Source organism: Clostridium nitrophenolicum, from assembly GCF_055391695.1.
This window is the reverse complement of the sequence record NZ_AP042469.1, coordinates 4,638,316-4,657,854: the sequence shown is the minus strand read 5'-3', so window position 1 is coordinate 4,657,854 and position 19,539 is coordinate 4,638,316. Positions and strand designations below refer to the sequence as shown.

Here is a 19,539-nt window from a genome sequence, read left to right as displayed (position 1 = left end):
AACGACAAAGTATGACACAAAATATACTATCATACTGATTAGTTATTTTTGAAGATGCCTTAATATTAAATAGCAGTTATGTTATAATGTATAAAGGAAGGTGATGATGTGAAAACTTATAAATCAGTTAAAGGTTCAGGTGTATATTCTATACTAGGAATAACTGCAGCATATGATATTCTTTTAGCTATAATCTTATATATGGTAAGTTACTATGAAATTTCAACACTGATTAAAATAACTATGGTTGTTTTTAATATATACCAACTTTATTATATGATCATCAGCTGTTCTTTAACATATTCTATAGATAATCAAAATGTATATGTTAACAGTGCTTTAGGGCTAAAGAACATAGTTATACCTTTTAGTGAAATACAAGGATATCAAAAAGCGCATGGATATATAAGAGGTGTAAGACTATCTGGATATGGAAATAGCAAGTTTGCTATAGGAAGATCTATAATAGATAAGATAGGAAGCACTTACATGTTTGTAACCTCTACAAAAAACATACTTTACTTAAGAACAGAGGAAATAAACTATGGTTTGTCTCCTGAAGACTTCGATAGATTCGAAGAACAATTAAATGAGAAATGCATTAATCATTTAATTTGGGATTATAAAATAAATAAGAATGTTAATCTTTATAAGGATAAAAAATTCTTTGTTCCTTTTGTTATAGTAGCTATAATTGTAACTATAATAACAGTAACACCTATAATACTGTATCTTTATAATAAGCTCCCAAGCATGATGCCTTTAAATTTTAATTCTCAATTTGTAGCTATTAAGTTTGGAACGGCAAAGCAGTTTGCATTTAAACATATGTTTTATGGAATACTTAATATGGCTATTTTATTCTGTATGTATTATGCTGCCTACTTTTGTGCAAAATACGATAGAAAATCTGCATATAAGTTTATTTATATACCATTAATTTTGTCTATGATGTTTTTTATTATGCAGGTAAGAATATTATTAACTTTTAGATAATTGGAATGGAGTAGAATTCAATGGAAATTAGTTTAAGACTTAAAACTATTGCTGGAATGGTTGATGAATGTGAAGCTGTAGCTGATATAGGAACTGACCATGGATATATACCTATATATTTAGTAAAGAATAAAGTATGCAAAAAAGCTATAGCATCAGATATAAATAAAGGTCCTGTAGAAAAAGCAAGGTTTAATATTAAACTTGAAAATATGCAGGATAGAATACAGTGCAGGCTAGGGGGAGGGCTTACTACAATTCAGCCAGGAGAGGTACAAGGAATAGTTATTGCTGGAATGGGTGGAAACTTAATAAGAGATATTATGGAAGAAGGCGTAGATAAGTTTAAAAAAGCGGAATTTGCAGTGCTTCAACCTGTTCAAAATCCTGAAGTGCTAAGGGAATATATTTATAAAAAAGGATATAAAATAATTGATGAAGAGTTATGTATAGATGATAATAAACTTTATGAAATCATTAAAGTAACTTATGATAATAAAATTGAAGATATAGATAGCATTTACTATGAAGTAGGGAAGATATTAATAGAAAAAAAACACCCACTTGCAAAGCAATATATTAAGATAAAAATTGATCGCTATATAAAAATACTAAATAATATAGTAGAAGAGTCGGAGTCATCTAATAGAAGAAAGGTCGAAGTAAAAAATAAAATAACAAAACTTGAGGAGCTGTTAAAATGTCTTTAAAAGTTAAAGATATTGATAAAATAATGGAAGAACATGCCCCATCAAAATTTAAAGAAAGCTATGATAATGTAGGACTTATGATTGGTGAAAGAAGTGCAGAGGTAACATCAATACTTGTAGCTTTAGATTGTACATTGGATGTAATTGAGGAAGCAAAGGGAAAAAAATGCAACCTTATATTGACTCATCATCCACTATTATTTAGAAAGCCTTTAAACATAACCACAGACACATTATTAGGAAAGAAAATAATCGAAATTATAAGAAGTGGCCTTAATGTTTATTCAAGTCATACTAATTTAGACTCAATTAAAGGTGGCATAAATGATATTGTTATGCAATTGTTAGGTCTTAAAAAATATGATACCATAAGCCTCTCAGATAAAAGAAAAGATGATGATTATGGTACAGGAATAGGAAGAATTGCTGTTTTAGATGAGCCTATAACAGTATTAGAACTATGTGATAAAATCAAGAAAGATTTAAATATTTCTATGCTTAGATATAGTGGAAATGATGAAATGAAAATTAAAAAGATTGCTGTTATAAATGGCAGTGGTCAAGACTATTTTAACGCTGCTAAAAGATTAGGTGCAGATTGTATAATCACAGGAGATACAACTTATCATTATGTTAGCGATTTAAATGAGGAAGGTATTGCTGTTATCGATGCTGGGCATTTTGGAACTGAATGGCCTGCTATGAAGGTGTTTGCTAAATGGTTAAAAGATAAGTTGGAATTTATGGGATTCAGTAATTTTGTATACATATCTGAATTTAATAGAAGTCCGTATAAATATAAATAGAAATGGGTTTCATATACCTATTTCTATTTTTTTATTTTAATATAGAATGCCAGTATTAATACTAAAGATTATGAGGAGGATCACAGAATGAATTCATTAGATTTACTTTTAGAAATCCAAAAGAATCAGAAGATTGCAAAAGAAAGTATCAAAGTATTAAAAGACGGATCACATATCAACGTACTGAAAAAGCTTAAAGAAGAATTTGAAGATGAAAAGATAAATTTTAGAAAAAAGGAAAAAGAATTAACTAGTTTAGACAACAAGATTAGTGAATTAAATATAGAGCTTTCTAGTGTTAAGGAAGAGCAAAATAGAGAAGATTATAAATTATACAATAACAATGTAAGTAATTATCACGTGTTAGAAGCATTACAAGATTCTATGGAATATAGAAAAAATATAATAAAAGACTTAGAATATAAGAAAGCAGTTTTACTAAAGAGCCAAGAAAAGCTTCTAAAGGATAAGGAGAACTCAAGAATAAAACTTGCAAAACTAAAAAACAGCTTCTACAGTTGTAAAGAAGATACAGATAAAAAAATCAATAAAGCTAAAGAAGATATGAAGAAAGTAGAAATAAACATTCAAAATCTAGAAAAGTTAATCCCTCCTAAGCTATTGCTTGATTTTAATAATATAAAGAAAAGGATGGGAACAGGAGCAGCTAAAGTACAAAACAATGTATGCTCTGGCTGCAAAATGTATTTGTCTTCCGTTGTTTTGGATGACATAAAAAAAAGTAAAAAGATAGTTTATTGTGAGCATTGCGGAAGAATACTATATTACAACGATAGGTTATAATTTACATATAAATACTATTTGCATTTTGTGATAGTATATGATATTATAATATCTGCGAGTAAGCCAGACAATCGCTGCTGTGGTAACACAGGAGAGGAAAGTCCGAGCTCCATAGGACAGGGTGCTGGGTAATACCCAGTCAGGGTGACTTGAAGGAAAGTGCAACAGAGATATACCGCCGAAACTTTGTTTCGGTAAGGGTGGAAAGGCGAGGTAAGAGCTCACCAGCGCATTGGCGACTTTGCGGCTATGTAAACCCCATCTGGAGCAAGATCGAATAGGGAAGCATTAAAGGGGTGGTCCGCTCCGCTTCCGGGTAGTATCGCTTGAGCCTATTGGTAACAATGGGCCTAGATAGATGATTGTCTAATACAGAACTCGGCTTATAGGTTTGGTCGCATATACCGCAGATAACTCAAGGTCTTTGACCTTGAGTTTTTTGTTGTGGTTTTAATTAGTAATGTATAGATATTTAAAGTTTAATAAAATAGTATAAGATATATTGAAAAATTGTCAAAAATATTATAAAATAATATGAAAAAGTAGAAAAATACGAAATATTAAAGCTATATGTCAAAAATAATCCCAAATAGGAGGAAACATATGCTGAAATTTATTTTAGGTTTTATGATCGCAAGTAGTATCTGGCTTATGGTTATTTTGACTAAGGATTATCTAAGGAAGAAAAGAGAGGGAACCTTAGAAAAGGGAAGTTTCATAAAGTTAGGACTTATCGGTATGTTAGCAAACTTTTTTGATACTTTAGGTATAGGAAGCTTTGCCATCGAAACTCCATTTTTTAAAAACTTAAAAATTGTTGATGACGTAAAATTGCCAGGAACGTTAAATGTAGCTAATACAATTCCAACAATTCTTGAGGCTATTATTTTTATGACAGTTATTGAAGTTGACCCTATTACACTTATTTGTATGCTCGTGGCTGCGGTAATTGGTGCGGTTGTTGGAGCTGAGATTGTATCCAAGTTTGAAGAAAGAACTATTCAAATTTGTATGGGAATAGCATTAATTGCGGTAGCTGGACTCATGGTTGCAGGTCAGTTGAAACTTTTCCCAGTTGGAGGAGATGCAGTAGGTCTTACAGGAATAAAATTAATAATAGGAATTATAGGTAATTTTGTTTTTGGAGCATTGATGACTGTGGGTATAGGGTTATATGCACCTTGTATGGCTCTTGTATTTGCACTAGGAATGGGACCTAAGGTTGCATTCCCGATAATGATGGGTTCCTGTGCAATTTTAATGCCTTTTGCTTCTTATAAGTTTATTAAAAATGGTGCTTATTCTACTAAGGCATCTATGGCTATAGCTATATTAGGTTCAATAGGTGTTTTAATAGCTGCATATATAGTAAAATCTCTGCCATTAAATATATTAAAATGGGTAGTTGTTTGTGTAATAATATACACATCAGCTATAATGTTTAAATCTGCGAAAGCAAACAAAGATTTTAAATCAAGCATAGAAGAAATAGTTTAATATACAGTTCAAAGACTTTCAGCTTAAATTTATGAGCTGGAAGTCTTTTAATCTTTGTAGTATTATATATAGTAATATAATTTTTGTAATAATAGAAATAGAAAGGATGAAAATTTTATGAATCCAGTAGCATTTTCAATAAATGGATTTGAAATTAGATGGTATGGAATAATTATAGCCCTTGGAATTACAGCAGCATTACTGCTGGCAAGCTTTAACTGCAAGATGAGAGAGTATGATTACGAAAAACTCATAGATACATTTTTAATAGCATTTCCTTTTGCTATTATAGGTGCTAGAGCATATTATGTAATATTTCAGTTCAATGAGTACAGAGATAATTTAATAGATATTTTTAATATAAGACAGGGAGGACTTGCAATTCACGGAGGAATAATATTTGCACTAGCTTCAGCTTATATATACACTAAGCGTAAAAATTTAGATTTTCTTGAAATGGCAGATATAGCAGCTCCGTCAATAATACTAGGCCAGGCAATAGGAAGATGGGGAAACTTTTTTAATGGAGAAGCACATGGTGGTCCTGTAACTTATGAGTTTATACAAAAGTTTCCTGCGTTTATACAAAAGGGAATGTACATAGATGGCGTATACTATCATCCTACTTTTTTATATGAATCTATTTGGAATTTTTGTGTTTGCTTAATATTAATTTATCTATTAAGAAAGAAACTAAAAACCGGCACAGTAATTTTCTTATATATAGGATTATATTCTCTAGGAAGATTTTTTATAGAAGGAATGAGGACTGACAGCTTAATGTTTGGCCCTATAAGGGTCGCTCAATTAGTAAGTTTATCAGGAATTATACTCTGCATAGGATTTTATATATTTGCTTACAGAAGAAGTGAAAATAGAAAGTCATAATAAACTCTATCTGTGTTCTTTGGGAAGTAGGTTATCTGAAAGAAAATAACAAGTCAAAGATGCCACAGGCATTTTGTGTCAGACAAGGAGATAGGTTCCGAAGAGACTTGAGACCCTATCTATGGATTCTGCGGTTGCAGTATGACGTAAAATAGACTAGCATGCTGACTAGTTATTTCTTGAAGATGCCTAAATGTATTATACTATTTTGGAGGAAGTAGGCTTATGACTAAGGTTTTTAATGAGGATAAAAAATCTATTGGGGCCATATATGAAAAATTAACAGATAAAAATACCAGAAAATCTAAAGGGATTTACTACACTCCAGACTACATAGTAGATTATATATTAAAGTATACAGTTTTAGAAGCAGATATAGTAAGTAACCCCTTCATAAAAATTCTTGATCCAACCTGTGGAGTTGGATATTTTTTAGCTAAATCTTATGACATACTGAAAGAGAAGTTTATCTCTAGTCTAGGTGTTTTACAAAAGAAATATGGGAATCACATCTATCATATGGAGAATAAGGAGTCCGCACGTGACGATATGCAGGCGGTTAAGGGAAGGGAATATTGGAGAGAAGAAAATATAGATTATCATATTATAAAAAATTGTCTATATGGAATGGATTTAGACCCGGTAGCAGTACAACTTGCTAAAAGAAACCTTCTAAGCAGATGTCAAAGTAAAGTAGAAGTTGATATGAATATAGTTCAAGGAGATAGTTTAATAAGATGGGAAAAAATAAATTCAAATAACGAAGTTGACATAGTAAAATCAATTATATATAAAAACTACAAGTGTCAGAACAGTAGAGAAGAATATTTAGTTACAAATGAAATTGACAGAACAATTAGTGGTTTGAGAAAATTCTGGAACAATAAATTTGATTATATAATTGGTAATCCACCATATATAGTATTGTTGCAATCCGAAATAGAAAAAGATTACTGGAACTACATTATAAATAATTACAAAACCATTGGTTATAAGAAAAATACATTTTATCTGCTTATGGAAAGAGTCATAGATGTATTAAAGCATGGAGGAAGGCACAGTTTTATAATACCTGATAGATATTTTCTTACAAACAGCTATGAGGAATCAAGGAAGAGTTTATTCAGAAATTCTAAAATAATAAATATAACTGGTTTTTCAAACAAAGTATTTGAAGATGCCATTGTTGGTACTGTTGTATATATTGTAGAGAAAGGGAGCTGTGAAAAGAGTTATAGTATACCAATAAAATTAGATTATATTGATGATAATAACTTTTATAGCAGCAGTATTAATCAGAAAGACATAAATGGAAATAATAAATTTACAGTAAATATACTTACAAAATATGAATGTCAAGGTTTAATCAAAAAAGTAAAAGATAATTCAAAAACCTTAGAAGATTTTAGTAGTGTACATGTAGGGATGATGATTAAAGATAAAAATCATCATTTTGAAAATCATTCTTATGATAACAAAAGAGATAGAGTAGTAGTAGGAAAAGACTTAGATAAATATATCATAGGCAATGAAAACAGGTTTTTTAATGCAAATGATGTTAAAATATTTGGTGGAACTAAAAGCATAGAAAAGCATAAATATTGTCCTAAAATTTTATTAAGAAAAACCGGAGATAATATAGTTGGAGCTATTGATGAATGTGGAACTTTTGCTGAGCAATCAGTATATTTGATTATACCTTACGAAAACTATAATGTTTTTAATTTACTTGGGCAAATTCAATCTGAATTATGTAATTTTTATTTTAAAGAAGCTTTGATAACTAACCCAAAAGCTTATCCATATATACAGCACTATGATGCAGAGAGATTACCTATAAATTTGGATTTAATGTATGATAAGAAATATGGAGAACTTATAAAAAAAATAATAGGTATAAAAAATGAAATTAAAAACTTAAAGTTTAACTTTATAACTGAAAATAAGGATTACTATAAAATTATTTATCATTATGATCTATTCAAAGAACATCAACTCGATTTTAAGCAAAAACTTAAAGATAGCATTACAGAAAGCAATAGGGTTTTATATGAGGCCTATAAGTTTACCAAAAAAGATATAATCTTAATACAAGATAAATTAAGTGGGAAAAATGGAGACTCTAGTAGAGTTTTTCAATTTAATAAAGATTTTGAATTAGATAAAAATGATTATACATATTATAATGAGTTAATAGATGAGTTATTTAATGTCTTAAAATCTGAAGCAATGGAACTTTTAAAAGAAAATAAAAGATATCTATCTGTTGAAGAAATAGAAAAGGGTTTAGAAAACAGAATAGAAAATTTTTATGACATAATTACAATAATTAAAGATTTTAATTATAAGAAAGGAAATTTATGTATAATAAAGGAAATGTTGAATACTTATTCTGATACATGGAATAAGTATATGAGAAACAGGAAAGTTACTATGAATAAAAAAGATTTAGTAAAATATAATAGCCATGAATACGGGTTATCTTCATGGCCAGAATATATTCACGAAATTTGGTTTAAGGCATATGAAAAGAAATAAGAGACCAAAGATTCGAAGCATATTTGTCACGAGACAAGGAGGTAAAATCCAGTCATAGTGGGGCTATGCCTGGATTTTGGCGACGAAGTATTCGTGGCAAATAGGCGAGAATACTGGTCTATTATTTATTTGATTATGCCTAGAGATAACAGGAAAACACCTTAGCAAAGCTGCTAAGATGTTAAAATTTAATCTGTTAATTTTAACTTTAAAGTCGAATTTTTTCCATCTCTATAGATATCTAGTTTAATTTCATCACCAGCTTTGTGCTCAGATTTAATTTTATTAATATCATCTACAGATTTAACAGATCTTCCATCAAATTTTAGAATAGTGTCTCCAACTTGTAGCCCGGATTTTTCAGCGGCGCTAAATTCTTGGACTCCAACTACATAAACCCCTTGAGGTATTTGATATTGCTTAGCCATATCTGAAGTTATTTCTCTAGCTGAAATACCAAGCTTTAATATTGGTTTTAGCAAGCTATCTATCTTCGGCTTAACTACATCTATAGGTATAGCAAACCCAATGCCTTCAACACCATCTCCGCCAATTTTAGCACTATTAATTCCTATAACCTGACCTAAGGAGTTAACAAGAGCACCGCCGCTATTTCCAGGGTTTATTGCAGCGTCTGTTTGAAGAAGAGTTTGTTTTGAATCCCCTACACTAATTTCTCTATTTAATGAGCTTATTACTCCTGTTGTTACAGAACCTAATAACTCTTTTCCTAATGGGTTTCCTATAGCCACTACTGGATCTCCAACTTGCATATCTTTAGAGCTACCAAGCTCTGCTACAGCAGGCATTTTTACCTTCTTTGTGACCTGTATTACAGCTAAATCGAGGCTTGAATCATAGTTTATTATTTTTGCAGGTACTTCTTCATTATTATTAAAAATTACGCTTACTACATCGGCACCGTTTATAACATGATAGTTAGTTAGAATATATCCATCTTCATTAATGATGATACCAGAACCCATGCCTTCCTCTTCCTTAGGAGCAGAAAACATATTTCTTTGAGAAGAACTTTTAACTGATACACCAACTACTGCAGGTCCAACTTTCTTAGCAATATCTGCGACTGAAAGAGAACCTTTAAATGTAGACATAGGAGAAGCGTTAAAATTTTGAGCATTAGTATTTTGCGCTACACTTTGATATAAGGGAGTATTCTTAAAAAAGTTTGATTTAGGTAAAAGGTATAATGAAGCGGCAGTAGAGGCAGCCCCTCCTACTACACTACAAATTAAGCCTACTACTATATAAGAAAAAATCTTTCCCTTGCGTTTATATTTGGTTTTAAAACCTTTAGGTGTCTTATAATCATAAAATTCGCTGCTTTTAGACTCTGGAGAGATTTCCTCAGTTTTCATATCTTCTATTTTTGTAAGTTCATTATTTAAATTATCCATAAAATATTCCTCCTTTAGACATTTAAAATATGAGCATATAAGTTTGTTTTGTGATGATAAATTTATATTAAATTTAATTTGTGACAGCTAAGTGACAAAAATGTTAAATGAATATAACAATTTTGTTTAATAATTGTTAACTTGAAAAAACTCTTGACAAATGAGATTTATATATGTAAAATAATTTGAGTAATTAATTAGGAGGCTAAATAAATGAAGGAAAATTCAACCTGTGAAGTAGATAAATTAATAGGGTATTGGCTGAAAAGAGTATATAGAAATATGATAAATCTACATAATCATAAACTTGAGAAATATGGTTTTACCGTATCACAGGTGAGTGTGCTGGCTCAACTCTGGAGAGAGGATGGTCTAACTCAAAAGGAAATTGCGGAAAGACTTCAAATAAAACCTCCATCTCTTACAGGATTAGTAGATACTTTAGTTTCTAGGGGATGGGTACTTAGGAAAGAGGATGAAAAAGACGCAAGAATTAAAAGGCTTTATGTTACAGAGGAAGGAAGAGAGCTTAGGTTTAAAAGTCTAGAAGTTGCGAAAGAAATGGAAGATATATTATGTAAGGACTTTACAGTTGAAGAGAAACAACTGCTATTTTGTTGGATAAAAAAGATGTATACTAATTTGGATTAAATAAAGTTTAAATAAGCATTGAATTGGAATCATAGAGGATGTTTAGGAGCCTAATTATTTAAAAAATACTACTATAATAAGATAGATAGTTTTAGAGAAAGAAAAGGAGGTAGTATATGGATCGTTCAAAAAAACTGGCATATGAAGGTGTAGGAAAGTTACTTTTTGAGTTTTCTATTCCAGCGATAGTTGGAATGCTAGTAAATTCTTTATATATTATAATTGATAGAATGTTTATAGGAAGAGTAGTAGGAGCCATGGCAATTTCTGGTGTAAGCCTTACATTTCCTATCGGAATTATAATTATGGGTTTTGGAATGCTTGTAGGGATTGGAGCAGCTTCTCGTATATCAATAAAATTAGGACAACACAAAAAAGATGAGGCGGAAAAGATATTAGGAAATGCTTTTACCTTGCTTATAATAGTTTCATTGTTAGTTACATTCTTTGGTATGATATTTATGGACCCTATGCTAAGGGCTTTTGGAGCAAGTAGTAATACTATTGTTTATGCAAAAGAATTTATAACTATAATATTAGCTGGTGCTGTTCTTCAAAATTTAGGGTTTGGATTGAATAATATAATTCGCTCAGAGGGAAATCCTAAAAAAGCGATGACAACTATGTTAATTGGATGTATTTTAAATATAGTTTTAGACTTTATATTTATATATATATTTAATTTTGGAATAAAAGGAGCTGCTACTGCAACCGTTATATCACAGGCTGTTAATACTATTTGGGTAATTTCATATTTTAGAGGAAAAAATAGTTTATTAAAGCTTAAAGCGAAGAATTTTAAGTTAGAAAAAGAAGTAGTTATAAGTATATTTGCTATAGGAATGTCGCCCTTTGCAATGCAGATTGCTGCAAGTTTGGTTAATGTTATCTTAAATAAAAAATTAGGAATATATGGTGGAGATTTAGCAATAGGTGCCTTTGGAATAATAAATAGTATAGCTACAATAATTTTGATGCCTATTTTTGGTATTAATCAAGGATCTCAGCCTATAATAGGTTTTAATTACGGTGCTAAAAAATATGAACGTGTGAAGAAGGCGTTAAAATTAGCTGCCATTTCTGCTACGATAATCTCAACAGTTGGTACACTGCTAGTTCATATTTTTCCAGAATTTTTAGTTCAAATGTTTAATAAGTCAGATGTTTCGTTAACACAGATAACAGTACATGGAATGAAAATATTTATGATAATGTTTCCTGTAGTAGGTTTCCAAATTGTTAGTTCAAACTTTTTTCAAGCTATAGGAAAAGCAAAAGTATCGATGTTCTTAGCTCTTTCAAGGCAGGTAATAATTTTAATTCCTATGCTGCTAATTCTCCCAGGAATATTTAAATTAAATGGTGTGTGGATGGCAGGTCCGATATCAGACTTTATATCATCAATTTTGACTTTAATATTTCTAATGTTAGAGGTAAAGAAATTAAAGTTAGAAGATACATCAGAATTAAGTTCACAATCACCTAAAGAATGCATAGAATAATTGAGATGAAGAAATTTTATTTTAAACTAAGCTTTACTTTATTATAAGAAGTGATTTAATATATGCCATAAAGTGTTAAACATATGAAAAACCCCAGAGATTCCTGGGGTTTTTCTTTTAAGAATTACTGATTCTATCAATATCCAAAGCACTTTTCGGTTGTCTTTTTTCCATTTCTTCTTCATATTTTATATCTGGTTTTGAAAGTTTTTTGTTTTGTGGTTTTGTAGCTTTTTTGCTTTCGGTATGAGTCATAGTTAGTCCTCCTTCCTATATTTTATAGATTAACCTTTAAAAAAGTTTTTATACTTTTCCATAATTTATGTTAAAATATAATAATTATAGCATTATTAATTGAGGATGATGAAAATGGTATATTTAATAGGAATTTTATTTCTGTCCATTTTTGCGGCAGCTAATATATTTGTTGGATTAAGAGGATGGGGAATCATTAAAGAATTAATGCCTTTTGTTAATATTTATTTATATTGGATTTTGTTCGCTTTAATAGTTTTATCATTCTTCATAGGAAGAATTGGAAGAAGGTTTCTACCTACATCCATTGATAAAGCATTTAATTTAGTTGGTTCTTATTGGATTGCAATATTGTTTTATTTTTTAATCATGACAGTTTTTCTTATAATAATAAGGTTAATACTTAAGGTAATAGGTACAGGTACCTATTATAGAGGAGCTTATGATATAGAATTAATTTTGGATGCAGCAGCAATTTTTATAATTTCTATAATTTTAATATATGGAACTTATAATGCAAATCATTCGAAGGTAGTTGGATATGACATAACGATAAATAAAAAGGCAGGAAATTTAAAGAAGCTCAATATTATAACGATATCTGATGTTCATTTAGGAAGTATAATAGGGAAAAATAGGTTGAATAAAATGATAGAGGAAGTTAATAAGCTAAATCCTGATATAGTTTTATTTTGTGGCGACATTATAGATGATGATATAAATCCTTTTATAGAGGAACATATGGAAGAATCATTTAAAAAGATAAAATCTGAATATGGTGTTTATGCAGTGCTTGGCAATCATGAGTATATGAGCAGAAATATTGAGAAAATAGAAAAAGCATATAAAGACGCTGATATTAAGCTTTTGAAAGATAATGTAGAAAAGATACAGGATAGTTTTTATATTGTTGGTAGAGACGATGTTTCAGCCCAGAGGTTTAGTGGTAAAAGTAGAAGTGATATTTCCCAGTTAATTAAAGATTGCGATAAATCGTTACCAATAGTAGTTTTAGATCATCAGCCGGTAAAAATTGAAGATGCAGAAAAAGCAGGAGTAGATCTTCAATTTTCAGGTCACACTCATAAAGGGCAATTTTTTCCCACTGGTTTAATTACAAAGAGGATTTTTAAAATAGACTGGGGATATCTGAAAGAGAATAACTTTAATATTATTGTAACCTCAGGATTTGGAACCTGGGGGCCTCCTATAAGGATAGGAAGTAGCTCGGAAATTGTTAAAACTGAAGTTACTTTCGAACAGTAGATATATCAAAAATAAGGTTTAATTACAGGAAGGTATGCATATGGATGGCAAACATGATAACACAGTTGTAATGGGCGAAGAATACGAAAAGCACATAGATTTAAAGATTCGTAAAGATTATGGAAGATTCTACACTCCAGAATTCATTGTTACTTATATTATAGAAAATACTATGAATAACATTGATATAATTGAAAATCCTTTTGTAAAAATATTAGACCCTTCTTGCGGCAGCGGTTATTTTTTAATCAAGGCATATGATATATTAATGGATAAATTTTTAAAAAATCTCTCTATGTTAAATAAAAAGTATTATTACGATGAATTTGTAATGTATACAAATAATGATGAACTAAAAATTAAAGGTAAAGATTATTGGTGTAGTAAAAATATTCATTATCATATAATTAAAAACTGTATATTTGGGTCAGATATAGATATCGATGCAGTTAAACTAGCTAAAATAAACTTATCTTCAAAGTCTAAGAGCAGCATTTATATTGAGCCTAATATAATTTGTTGTGATAGCTTAATAAAATGGGAAGAAGATTACAATTTAGATAGCATAGCAGAAACAAATGATAAAGCATTTTTGTGTGAATATATAGATATAGAAGGAAACTTGAAAAAGAAAGGGTTAAATTTTAATGAAGTAAAAGAGTTAACCAGTATATGCGAGTTTTGGAGTAATAAGTATGATTATATTATTGGAAATCCTCCTTGGGTTTCCTTAAGTAGAAAGCATAAGGGAGATATAGAAGATAAATTAGTGAGCTATTATATAAATAAATATAATGGTAACTTTTATTTACCTAACCTATATGAGTATTTTATTAAGAGATCATTCCAATTGATTAAAGATGGAGGGGTAATCGGATTTATCATACCAGATAGATTCGCGAAGAACTTACAATATAGATCATTAAGAAAAGAGATATTAAGTAATTATAATCTTTTAAATTTAACTTTTGAAATAAAGTTTCCTAATATAACTACTGATACAATGGTTTTTGTAGTTGAAAAGAAGTACGGTCAAGACAATAAGATAAGGATAGATGTATTTAATAAAAGGAACTATTGTATTAATCAAAAGGAGTACCTAAAAAGTATAAATTACGAGTTTTCATATGAAGATAGCAATAATTACAGGTCTATAAAAAATAAGATTGAAAAAGAAAGTGAATATTTAGGAGATATAAGTTCAACATTTACTGGTTTCATTGGAGATTCAAAAAAAATAACTAAAGAGCGGGTAAGTGAATCCCAGGTAGAAATATTAAAAGGAGAAAATATAGCTAGATATAATATATTAAAAACATACTATTATGAGTTTTTGCCGGAAAATATAAAGGGTGGAACAAAGGATTTGTCAAAGTTATCTTCAACATCAAAGATAATCATCAGAAAAACCGGAAACAAGATAATAGCTGCTTTGGACACTAAAGGATATATAATAGAGCAGTCCCTTTATGGATTGATAAAATTAGATAACAAGTATTTATACAAATATATTTTAGCTATATTAAATTCCAAATTAGCGGAGTGGTACTACTTAAACTTTTTAGTAACTAATTTAAACTCTACTCCTCAAATTAAAAAGTATAATTTAGATAAAATGCCAATTAAAAAGTGCAATATAGATAAACAGAAAGATATAGAAAAAATGGTTGATAACTTATTAGGTGCAATCAAAGATGATGATTCAGAATATATTTGTAAAATTGAGGAAAAACTAAATACAGAAATATTTAATTTATATAAGATTGATTCACATGAGAGAAAAATTATTAATAAAATCAGAGCATAAAATCTATATTTGATGAAGCTTTATGCTTCTATATATAACTTTAAGCACTGTTGCAAAATAAAAAGAGCTATAGAATATTAAAAACAATATTCTACAGCTCTTTTTAACATTAAGTTAATAAAGTGAAACTTAAATCATATGGGGGTTGTCTACGACTCCGGGGCGATTCCGCCTTAACCCCCACCTGATTTTTACTTGAACGAATCCAGGGATGTAGCCGCTCTTTACTCTCTCTTTAAGAAAAGCAGAGAGCCCAAGTCTCCGATTTGATGCGAATCGCTTTTCTTAAAGAGGGAGTATTAGAGCGGGTAGTCATCGGATAAAAAAAATTCCACATGTTTTACATGTGGAGGGGAAGTGAAAGGGGTATCATTAGAGGAAACAAATTTATATCTTATATGTAGCTTCCTCATATATCAAAATTGAGAAATTTTAACGTTTTAAAATTCAATTTTCGAAATATTTTTAGTCAATTTAATAAAAGGTTATATTAGGATTAAAATTAACTAAAAATTGACAGTGAAGTTATTTATTATTAAAATAATAGCAAAAAAATTATTACAAGTCAATAAAAAAATAATATTATCACTAAAGAATAAAAAAATAAATGTATAAGTATACAAAGTTAATGAAAAAAATAACATAAATCGACAAAGGTAATAATAATTAGTAGGATTTTAAAATGAAAAAATGAATTATTTTAAGTGACAAATTGTTATTTTCTGAAAATTTTTCATAGTATTTTTGAGAAATGCAAAAAAATATACTGCTATATTTATTATTTTAAAATAAAGTAGCAAATTTATATTACAGCTAATATTTATCCGATGGCTACCAGCCCTAATACTCACAGGGAGTAAGAAGTGGCTGCGTTCCTGGATTTGTTCAATTAAATTTCAAATAGGTTTAATAAATTGAACAATTTACTTAGAAACAATTATTGAATGTTCGAATTGTAACGAATATTAACTGGAAAAATATTTGTATGATAAATACAGTTAAGAACATTATGATTTAAAAAACTATAAAACATATTGACTTTATATTTATGTGATGTTAATATATGAAGTATAAAAATGAAATAAGTTAATTCGTCCGTATAATCTTGATAATATGGTTCAAGAGTCTCTACCAGAGTACCGTAAATCTCTGACTATGGGTGGATCCGTTTAAACTATTATACTAATTATTAGAGTTTCTAATTCGGATTTACTCAAGATTCGAATTGGGAGCTTTTTTTATTGGAGGGAAAAACAATGTATATGGAAAAGCCTAAACAAGGAGACGAAAAAAAATCATTTTTAGACTCATTTTTTAAACTATCAGAAAATAATACTAATGTAAAAACAGAAATAGTTGCTGGAATAACTACATTTATTACAATGGCTTATATTATTTTTGTTAATCCAAGTATATTGATGCAAGCAGGAATGAACTCACAGGGACTTATGGGAGATGCTGCTGTTAAAGCTGGAATTTCAGCAATAAATGACCCCGTTGTTGCTTCGGTTTTTGGTGCAACATGCATAGCGGCTGCAATAGGTACTTTAGTAATGGCACTTTATGCTAATCTGCCATTTGCACAGGCGCCAGGAATGGGGCTTAACGCATTCTTCACTTATAGCGTATGTTTAACATTAGGTTATACATGGCAGCAAGCACTAGCTGCAGTATTTGTATCAGGAATACTTTTTATAATAATAACAGTAACGTCAATCAGAGAAAAAATAGTAGATGCGCTTCCACATAATCTGAAACTTGCTATCTCAGGCGGTATAGGACTTTTTATAGCTCTTATAGGACTTAAAAGTGGAGGTATAATAGTTGCTAATCCAGCAACCTTAGTTGGATTTGGAAAGTTCACAGATCCTCACGCAATTGTAACACTTATAGGAATTGTTATAACAGGAATATTAATGTCAAGAGGGGTTAAAGGATCTATACTTATAGGAATAATATTAACTACTATTGTAGGAATACCTTTTGGAATAACTCATCTTGCTGGTATAAAAGTAATAAGTGCACCACCATCATTAGCACCTACTTTCTTTGCCTTTGATTTTAAAGGACTCTTAAAGCTTGGTGAAGCAGGTATGGTGGGAGCTTTCACAAGTTTAGTTATGGTTGTATTAACTTTCAGTTTAGTAGATTTATTTGATACTATAGGAACATTAGTTGGAACAGCGCAAAAAGCAAAAATGCTAGACAAAGATGGAAGAGTTAAGAACATGAATAAGGCTCTTTTATCAGATGCTTTAGCTACTACATTTGGTTCTATAATGGGAACAAGTACAGTGGTTACTTACGTAGAATCTACATCAGGTATATCAGAAGGCGGAAGAACAGGACTTACATCTTTTACAACAGGAATTCTATTTATACTAGCATTATTCTTTGGAGGGTTAGTAGGAGTAGTTCCAGCAGAAGCTACGGCACCGGCACTTGTAATTGTTGGAGTACTAATGATGGGTGCTGTTACGAAGATAAACTTCGAAGACTTTACAGAAGCACTTCCTGCATTCTTTACAATAGCTATTATGCCATTTAGCTACAGTATAGCAAATGGTATTGCAGCAGGAATAATTTTTTATCCAATAGTAAAATTAGTAACAGGAAAACGAAAAGAAGTTAATCCAATAGTTTATATATTAGCACTTTTATTTATAATTAGATTTGTACTATTACCGGAATAGTTATATAAAAACTGGCTGTGGGGATATACCGCAGGCAGTTTTTTTATTTCAACATTGACAACTTTTGTATATAAGCCATAGAATGGTTTATATAGACTGCTTAATTAGGGGTGGGGGTGGTTACAATATGAATAAGATACTTAAGTTTTTACAAGTTCTATTAATATGTGGAGTTGTTTTTATTTTAATTTCATTGTCCACGGTAATTTATTTTGGACAAATTGCTAAGCCTCAAAAATCAGATTGTATAATAGTTTTAGGCTGCAAGGTATATGGAACGGTACCAAGTCCTTTTCTAGCATATAGGCTAGATCGTGCTGCTAAATTATACAGCGAAGGATATGGGGAGTACATTATTGTCTCAGGAGGCCGTGGAAGCGGGGAAGATATATCTGAAGCTGAGGCTATGAAAAGATACTTAATGTCCAAAGGAGTAAATAAGACTAATATTATAGAAGAAGATAAGTCTATGACAACTATGGAGAATCTACAAAACTCAAAGGAAATGATGAAAGAAAGAGATCTAAAAACAGCTGTTGTGGTATCAAATAAATATCATTTAAAAAGAGCTTCTTTAATAGCAAAATACTGTGATATTAAGGCTTCTTATTCAGGGGTTTTTGTTACAGAATACAAATCTCATGAAATAGCAGGCTATTTAAGGGAGGTTCCAGCTACGATAAAGTTTTATCTCCAGTTAATATATTTTGAATTATTTTAATTTTCTGGAAGGAAATTTGAGTAAAATATAGAATATATTAAGTACCGATAAAAGCAATAAGCAGACATTATAAACAGGATTTTCAGCTCTGCTGATGAGCTTTAATGGTTGTTAATTTAAATGACATGCTAGGAGGTAAATGTATGGAAAGACTCTATTATTGTTCAGAATGTAAAAGGGTTATAACAAATGAAGGTAAGTGTGCATACTGTGATTCTAGTGACGTAAAAGAGCTTATGTTAAAAACTCCAGTAAATGTTATAGGAACAAAAACTAAAGGGAAAGTACTTAAAATTAAGGAAGGTAAAGTAGATCTTATTATTAGAGATGAAGCCAACAATAAATTACTTAAAGAATATAACGCAGAACAATTAAGAAAGGTATTATAGGGGATTAACCCTATAATACCTTTTCTAATAATTCCAGAGCACAGTTTGCCATAATTGTGTGCCCATATGGGGTTGGATGTAATCCATCGACATACATTTCTCTCGGATCTTTGTCCTTAAGCATTTCTAAGAAGTAGCCGTGAAAATCTATATAATTTATACCATTTTCTTCTGCAAATTTAATAATCCAATTTCTATAGTTACTTAATGTAGAATTTATTTTGTCGTAGTCTACGGCATCGGTCCATTTTCTTTGTGCTAATACTTTGTCTATAGGAGGCTCAATACCTAGTATTGGAATGATATTATTCAGAGTAGCTTCATTTACTAGTTGCTCTATATTTTCTTGAACCAAGTACAGAGAGCGGTTAGCAATAAAGTCATTTGATCCTCCCATTATAATTACATGTGTAGGGGTGCTTTGTATAACATCTTGATAGGATCTTGAAAGCATACCTGCGGTAGTATCTCCATTTACTCCTCTGTTGATAACATCAATATTTAGTTTATTTCTGATGAGCTCCACCCAACAATCCTTTCTAAAAATTGCATATCCGTAAGTTAGACTGTCGCCTATACATACAAGCTTCATAAACCA

General features: G+C 30.1%; 17 protein-coding genes, 1 other RNA gene and 1 riboswitch. Of the genes, 15 read left to right on the top strand and 3 right to left on the bottom strand.

Annotated features, from left to right (window positions below):
• The first annotated feature begins 108 nt into the window (after positions 1 to 108).
• The 8 genes from ACZ5N4_RS22060 to ACZ5N4_RS22025 all read left to right on the top strand — a co-directional run bounded on the left by ACZ5N4_RS22060 (position 109) and on the right by ACZ5N4_RS22025 (position 8,239).
• Positions 109 to 996, top strand: a complete 888-nt coding sequence (locus ACZ5N4_RS22060) for a PH domain-containing protein (protein WP_464204641.1) — start codon at positions 109 to 111, stop codon at positions 994 to 996.
• A 20-nt stretch (positions 997 to 1,016) separates the two neighbouring features.
• Entirely contained in the window at positions 1,017 to 1,706 is a 690-nt protein-coding gene (locus ACZ5N4_RS22055) for a tRNA (adenine(22)-N(1))-methyltransferase (RefSeq protein ID WP_464204640.1), read from the top strand.
• A complete protein-coding gene (locus ACZ5N4_RS22050; protein ID WP_464204639.1) occupies positions 1,697 to 2,512 on the top strand; it encodes a Nif3-like dinuclear metal center hexameric protein in 816 nt (271 codons plus the stop codon). The genes ACZ5N4_RS22055 and ACZ5N4_RS22050 overlap by 10 nt, the downstream gene beginning before the upstream one ends.
• 87 nt (positions 2,513 to 2,599) lie before the next feature.
• Positions 2,600 to 3,316 (top strand): zinc ribbon domain-containing protein, encoded by a 717-nt coding sequence (locus ACZ5N4_RS22045; protein ID WP_464204638.1) that lies wholly within the window; start codon positions 2,600 to 2,602, stop codon positions 3,314 to 3,316.
• A 55-nt stretch (positions 3,317 to 3,371) separates the two neighbouring features.
• An RNA gene (gene rnpB / locus ACZ5N4_RS22040) (RNase P RNA component class A) lies at positions 3,372 to 3,718 on the top strand.
• A 168-nt stretch (positions 3,719 to 3,886) separates the two neighbouring features.
• Positions 3,887 to 4,813 (top strand): sulfite exporter TauE/SafE family protein, encoded by a 927-nt coding sequence (locus ACZ5N4_RS22035; protein ID WP_464204637.1) that lies wholly within the window; start codon positions 3,887 to 3,889, stop codon positions 4,811 to 4,813.
• Between the two features lie 117 nt (positions 4,814 to 4,930).
• Positions 4,931 to 5,701, top strand: coding sequence for a prolipoprotein diacylglyceryl transferase (gene lgt, locus ACZ5N4_RS22030; RefSeq protein WP_464204636.1), 771 nt, complete (start codon positions 4,931 to 4,933; stop codon positions 5,699 to 5,701).
• A 225-nt stretch (positions 5,702 to 5,926) separates the two neighbouring features.
• Positions 5,927 to 8,239 carry an Eco57I restriction-modification methylase domain-containing protein gene (locus ACZ5N4_RS22025; protein ID WP_464204635.1) on the top strand — a complete coding sequence of 771 codons (2,313 nt, stop codon included), beginning with the start codon at positions 5,927 to 5,929 and terminating at the stop codon, positions 8,237 to 8,239.
• A gap of 188 nt (positions 8,240 to 8,427) precedes the next feature.
• Here the strand turns inward: ACZ5N4_RS22025 and ACZ5N4_RS22020 are convergent, their stop codons facing one another.
• On the bottom strand, positions 8,428 to 9,657 hold the full coding sequence (locus tag ACZ5N4_RS22020; protein WP_464204634.1) for a S1C family serine protease: 1,230 nt from the start codon (positions 9,655 to 9,657) through the stop codon (positions 8,428 to 8,430).
• A gap of 213 nt (positions 9,658 to 9,870) precedes the next feature.
• On the opposite strand from ACZ5N4_RS22020, the gene ACZ5N4_RS22015 reads away from it, so the two are divergent.
• Together ACZ5N4_RS22015 and ACZ5N4_RS22010 are read left to right on the top strand one after the other, a co-directional pair.
• Positions 9,871 to 10,308, top strand: a complete 438-nt coding sequence (locus ACZ5N4_RS22015) for a MarR family winged helix-turn-helix transcriptional regulator (RefSeq protein WP_464204633.1) — start codon at positions 9,871 to 9,873, stop codon at positions 10,306 to 10,308.
• 116 nt (positions 10,309 to 10,424) lie between these two features.
• Positions 10,425 to 11,810, top strand: coding sequence for an MATE family efflux transporter (locus ACZ5N4_RS22010; RefSeq protein ID WP_464204632.1), 1,386 nt, complete (start codon positions 10,425 to 10,427; stop codon positions 11,808 to 11,810).
• 117 nt (positions 11,811 to 11,927) lie between these two features.
• Here the strand turns inward: ACZ5N4_RS22010 and ACZ5N4_RS22005 are convergent, their stop codons facing one another.
• On the bottom strand, positions 11,928 to 12,065 hold the full coding sequence (locus ACZ5N4_RS22005; protein WP_211142306.1) for a hypothetical protein: 138 nt from the start codon (positions 12,063 to 12,065) through the stop codon (positions 11,928 to 11,930).
• 114 nt (positions 12,066 to 12,179) lie between these two features.
• Between ACZ5N4_RS22005 and ACZ5N4_RS22000 the strand changes: the two genes are divergently transcribed.
• The 5 genes from ACZ5N4_RS22000 (at position 12,180) to ACZ5N4_RS21980 (ending at position 18,941) form a co-directional block, all read left to right on the top strand.
• Positions 12,180 to 13,331, top strand: coding sequence for a metallophosphoesterase (locus tag ACZ5N4_RS22000; protein WP_464204631.1), 1,152 nt, complete (start codon positions 12,180 to 12,182; stop codon positions 13,329 to 13,331).
• A gap of 40 nt (positions 13,332 to 13,371) precedes the next feature.
• Positions 13,372 to 15,138 carry a TaqI-like C-terminal specificity domain-containing protein gene (locus ACZ5N4_RS21995; protein WP_464204630.1) on the top strand — a complete coding sequence of 589 codons (1,767 nt, stop codon included), beginning with the start codon at positions 13,372 to 13,374 and terminating at the stop codon, positions 15,136 to 15,138.
• Positions 15,139 to 16,213: 1,075 nt separating this feature from the next.
• Positions 16,214 to 16,314, top strand: a riboswitch (purine riboswitch).
• 80 nt (positions 16,315 to 16,394) lie between these two features.
• Positions 16,395 to 17,831, top strand: a complete 1,437-nt coding sequence (locus tag ACZ5N4_RS21990; protein ID WP_464204629.1) for an NCS2 family permease — start codon at positions 16,395 to 16,397, stop codon at positions 17,829 to 17,831.
• 127 nt (positions 17,832 to 17,958) lie between these two features.
• Positions 17,959 to 18,552: a YdcF family protein gene (locus ACZ5N4_RS21985; RefSeq protein WP_464204628.1), complete on the top strand. Its 594-nt coding sequence runs from the start codon at positions 17,959 to 17,961 to the stop codon at positions 18,550 to 18,552.
• 143 nt (positions 18,553 to 18,695) lie between these two features.
• Positions 18,696 to 18,941, top strand: a complete 246-nt coding sequence (locus tag ACZ5N4_RS21980) for a hypothetical protein (protein ID WP_178908109.1) — start codon at positions 18,696 to 18,698, stop codon at positions 18,939 to 18,941.
• Positions 18,942 to 18,951: 10 nt separating this feature from the next.
• On the opposite strand, the gene ACZ5N4_RS21975 is transcribed toward ACZ5N4_RS21980, so the two are convergent.
• Positions 18,952 to 19,533: an SGNH/GDSL hydrolase family protein gene (locus ACZ5N4_RS21975; RefSeq protein WP_464204627.1), complete on the bottom strand. Its 582-nt coding sequence runs from the start codon at positions 19,531 to 19,533 to the stop codon at positions 18,952 to 18,954.
• Positions 19,534 to 19,539: the final 6 nt, after the last annotated feature.

Bases quoted from the DNA above. Each gene is read 5' to 3' on its own strand.
- ACZ5N4_RS22055 (WP_464204640.1), top strand. From the start codon at position 1,017: ATGGAAATTAGTTTAAGACTTAAAACTATTGCTGGAATGGTTGATGAA.
- ACZ5N4_RS22050 (WP_464204639.1), top strand. From the start codon at position 1,697: ATGTCTTTAAAAGTTAAAGATATTGATAAAATAATGGAAGAACATGCC.
- ACZ5N4_RS22045 (WP_464204638.1), top strand. From the start codon at position 2,600: ATGAATTCATTAGATTTACTTTTAGAAATCCAAAAGAATCAGAAGATT.
- ACZ5N4_RS22035 (WP_464204637.1), top strand. From the start codon at position 3,887: ATGTCAAAAATAATCCCAAATAGGAGGAAACATATGCTGAAATTTATT.
- lgt (WP_464204636.1), top strand. From the start codon at position 4,931: ATGAATCCAGTAGCATTTTCAATAAATGGATTTGAAATTAGATGGTAT.
- ACZ5N4_RS22025 (WP_464204635.1), top strand. From the start codon at position 5,927: ATGACTAAGGTTTTTAATGAGGATAAAAAATCTATTGGGGCCATATAT.
- ACZ5N4_RS22020 (WP_464204634.1), bottom strand. From the start codon at position 9,657: ATGGATAATTTAAATAATGAACTTACAAAAATAGAAGATATGAAAACT.
- ACZ5N4_RS22015 (WP_464204633.1), top strand. From the start codon at position 9,871: ATGAAGGAAAATTCAACCTGTGAAGTAGATAAATTAATAGGGTATTGG.
- ACZ5N4_RS22010 (WP_464204632.1), top strand. From the start codon at position 10,425: ATGGATCGTTCAAAAAAACTGGCATATGAAGGTGTAGGAAAGTTACTT.
- ACZ5N4_RS22005 (WP_211142306.1), bottom strand. From the start codon at position 12,065: ATGACTCATACCGAAAGCAAAAAAGCTACAAAACCACAAAACAAAAAA.
- ACZ5N4_RS22000 (WP_464204631.1), top strand. From the start codon at position 12,180: ATGGTATATTTAATAGGAATTTTATTTCTGTCCATTTTTGCGGCAGCT.
- ACZ5N4_RS21995 (WP_464204630.1), top strand. From the start codon at position 13,372: ATGGATGGCAAACATGATAACACAGTTGTAATGGGCGAAGAATACGAA.
- ACZ5N4_RS21990 (WP_464204629.1), top strand. From the start codon at position 16,395: ATGTATATGGAAAAGCCTAAACAAGGAGACGAAAAAAAATCATTTTTA.
- ACZ5N4_RS21985 (WP_464204628.1), top strand. From the start codon at position 17,959: ATGAATAAGATACTTAAGTTTTTACAAGTTCTATTAATATGTGGAGTT.
- ACZ5N4_RS21980 (WP_178908109.1), top strand. From the start codon at position 18,696: ATGGAAAGACTCTATTATTGTTCAGAATGTAAAAGGGTTATAACAAAT.
- ACZ5N4_RS21975 (WP_464204627.1), bottom strand. From the start codon at position 19,533: ATGAAGCTTGTATGTATAGGCGACAGTCTAACTTACGGATATGCAATT.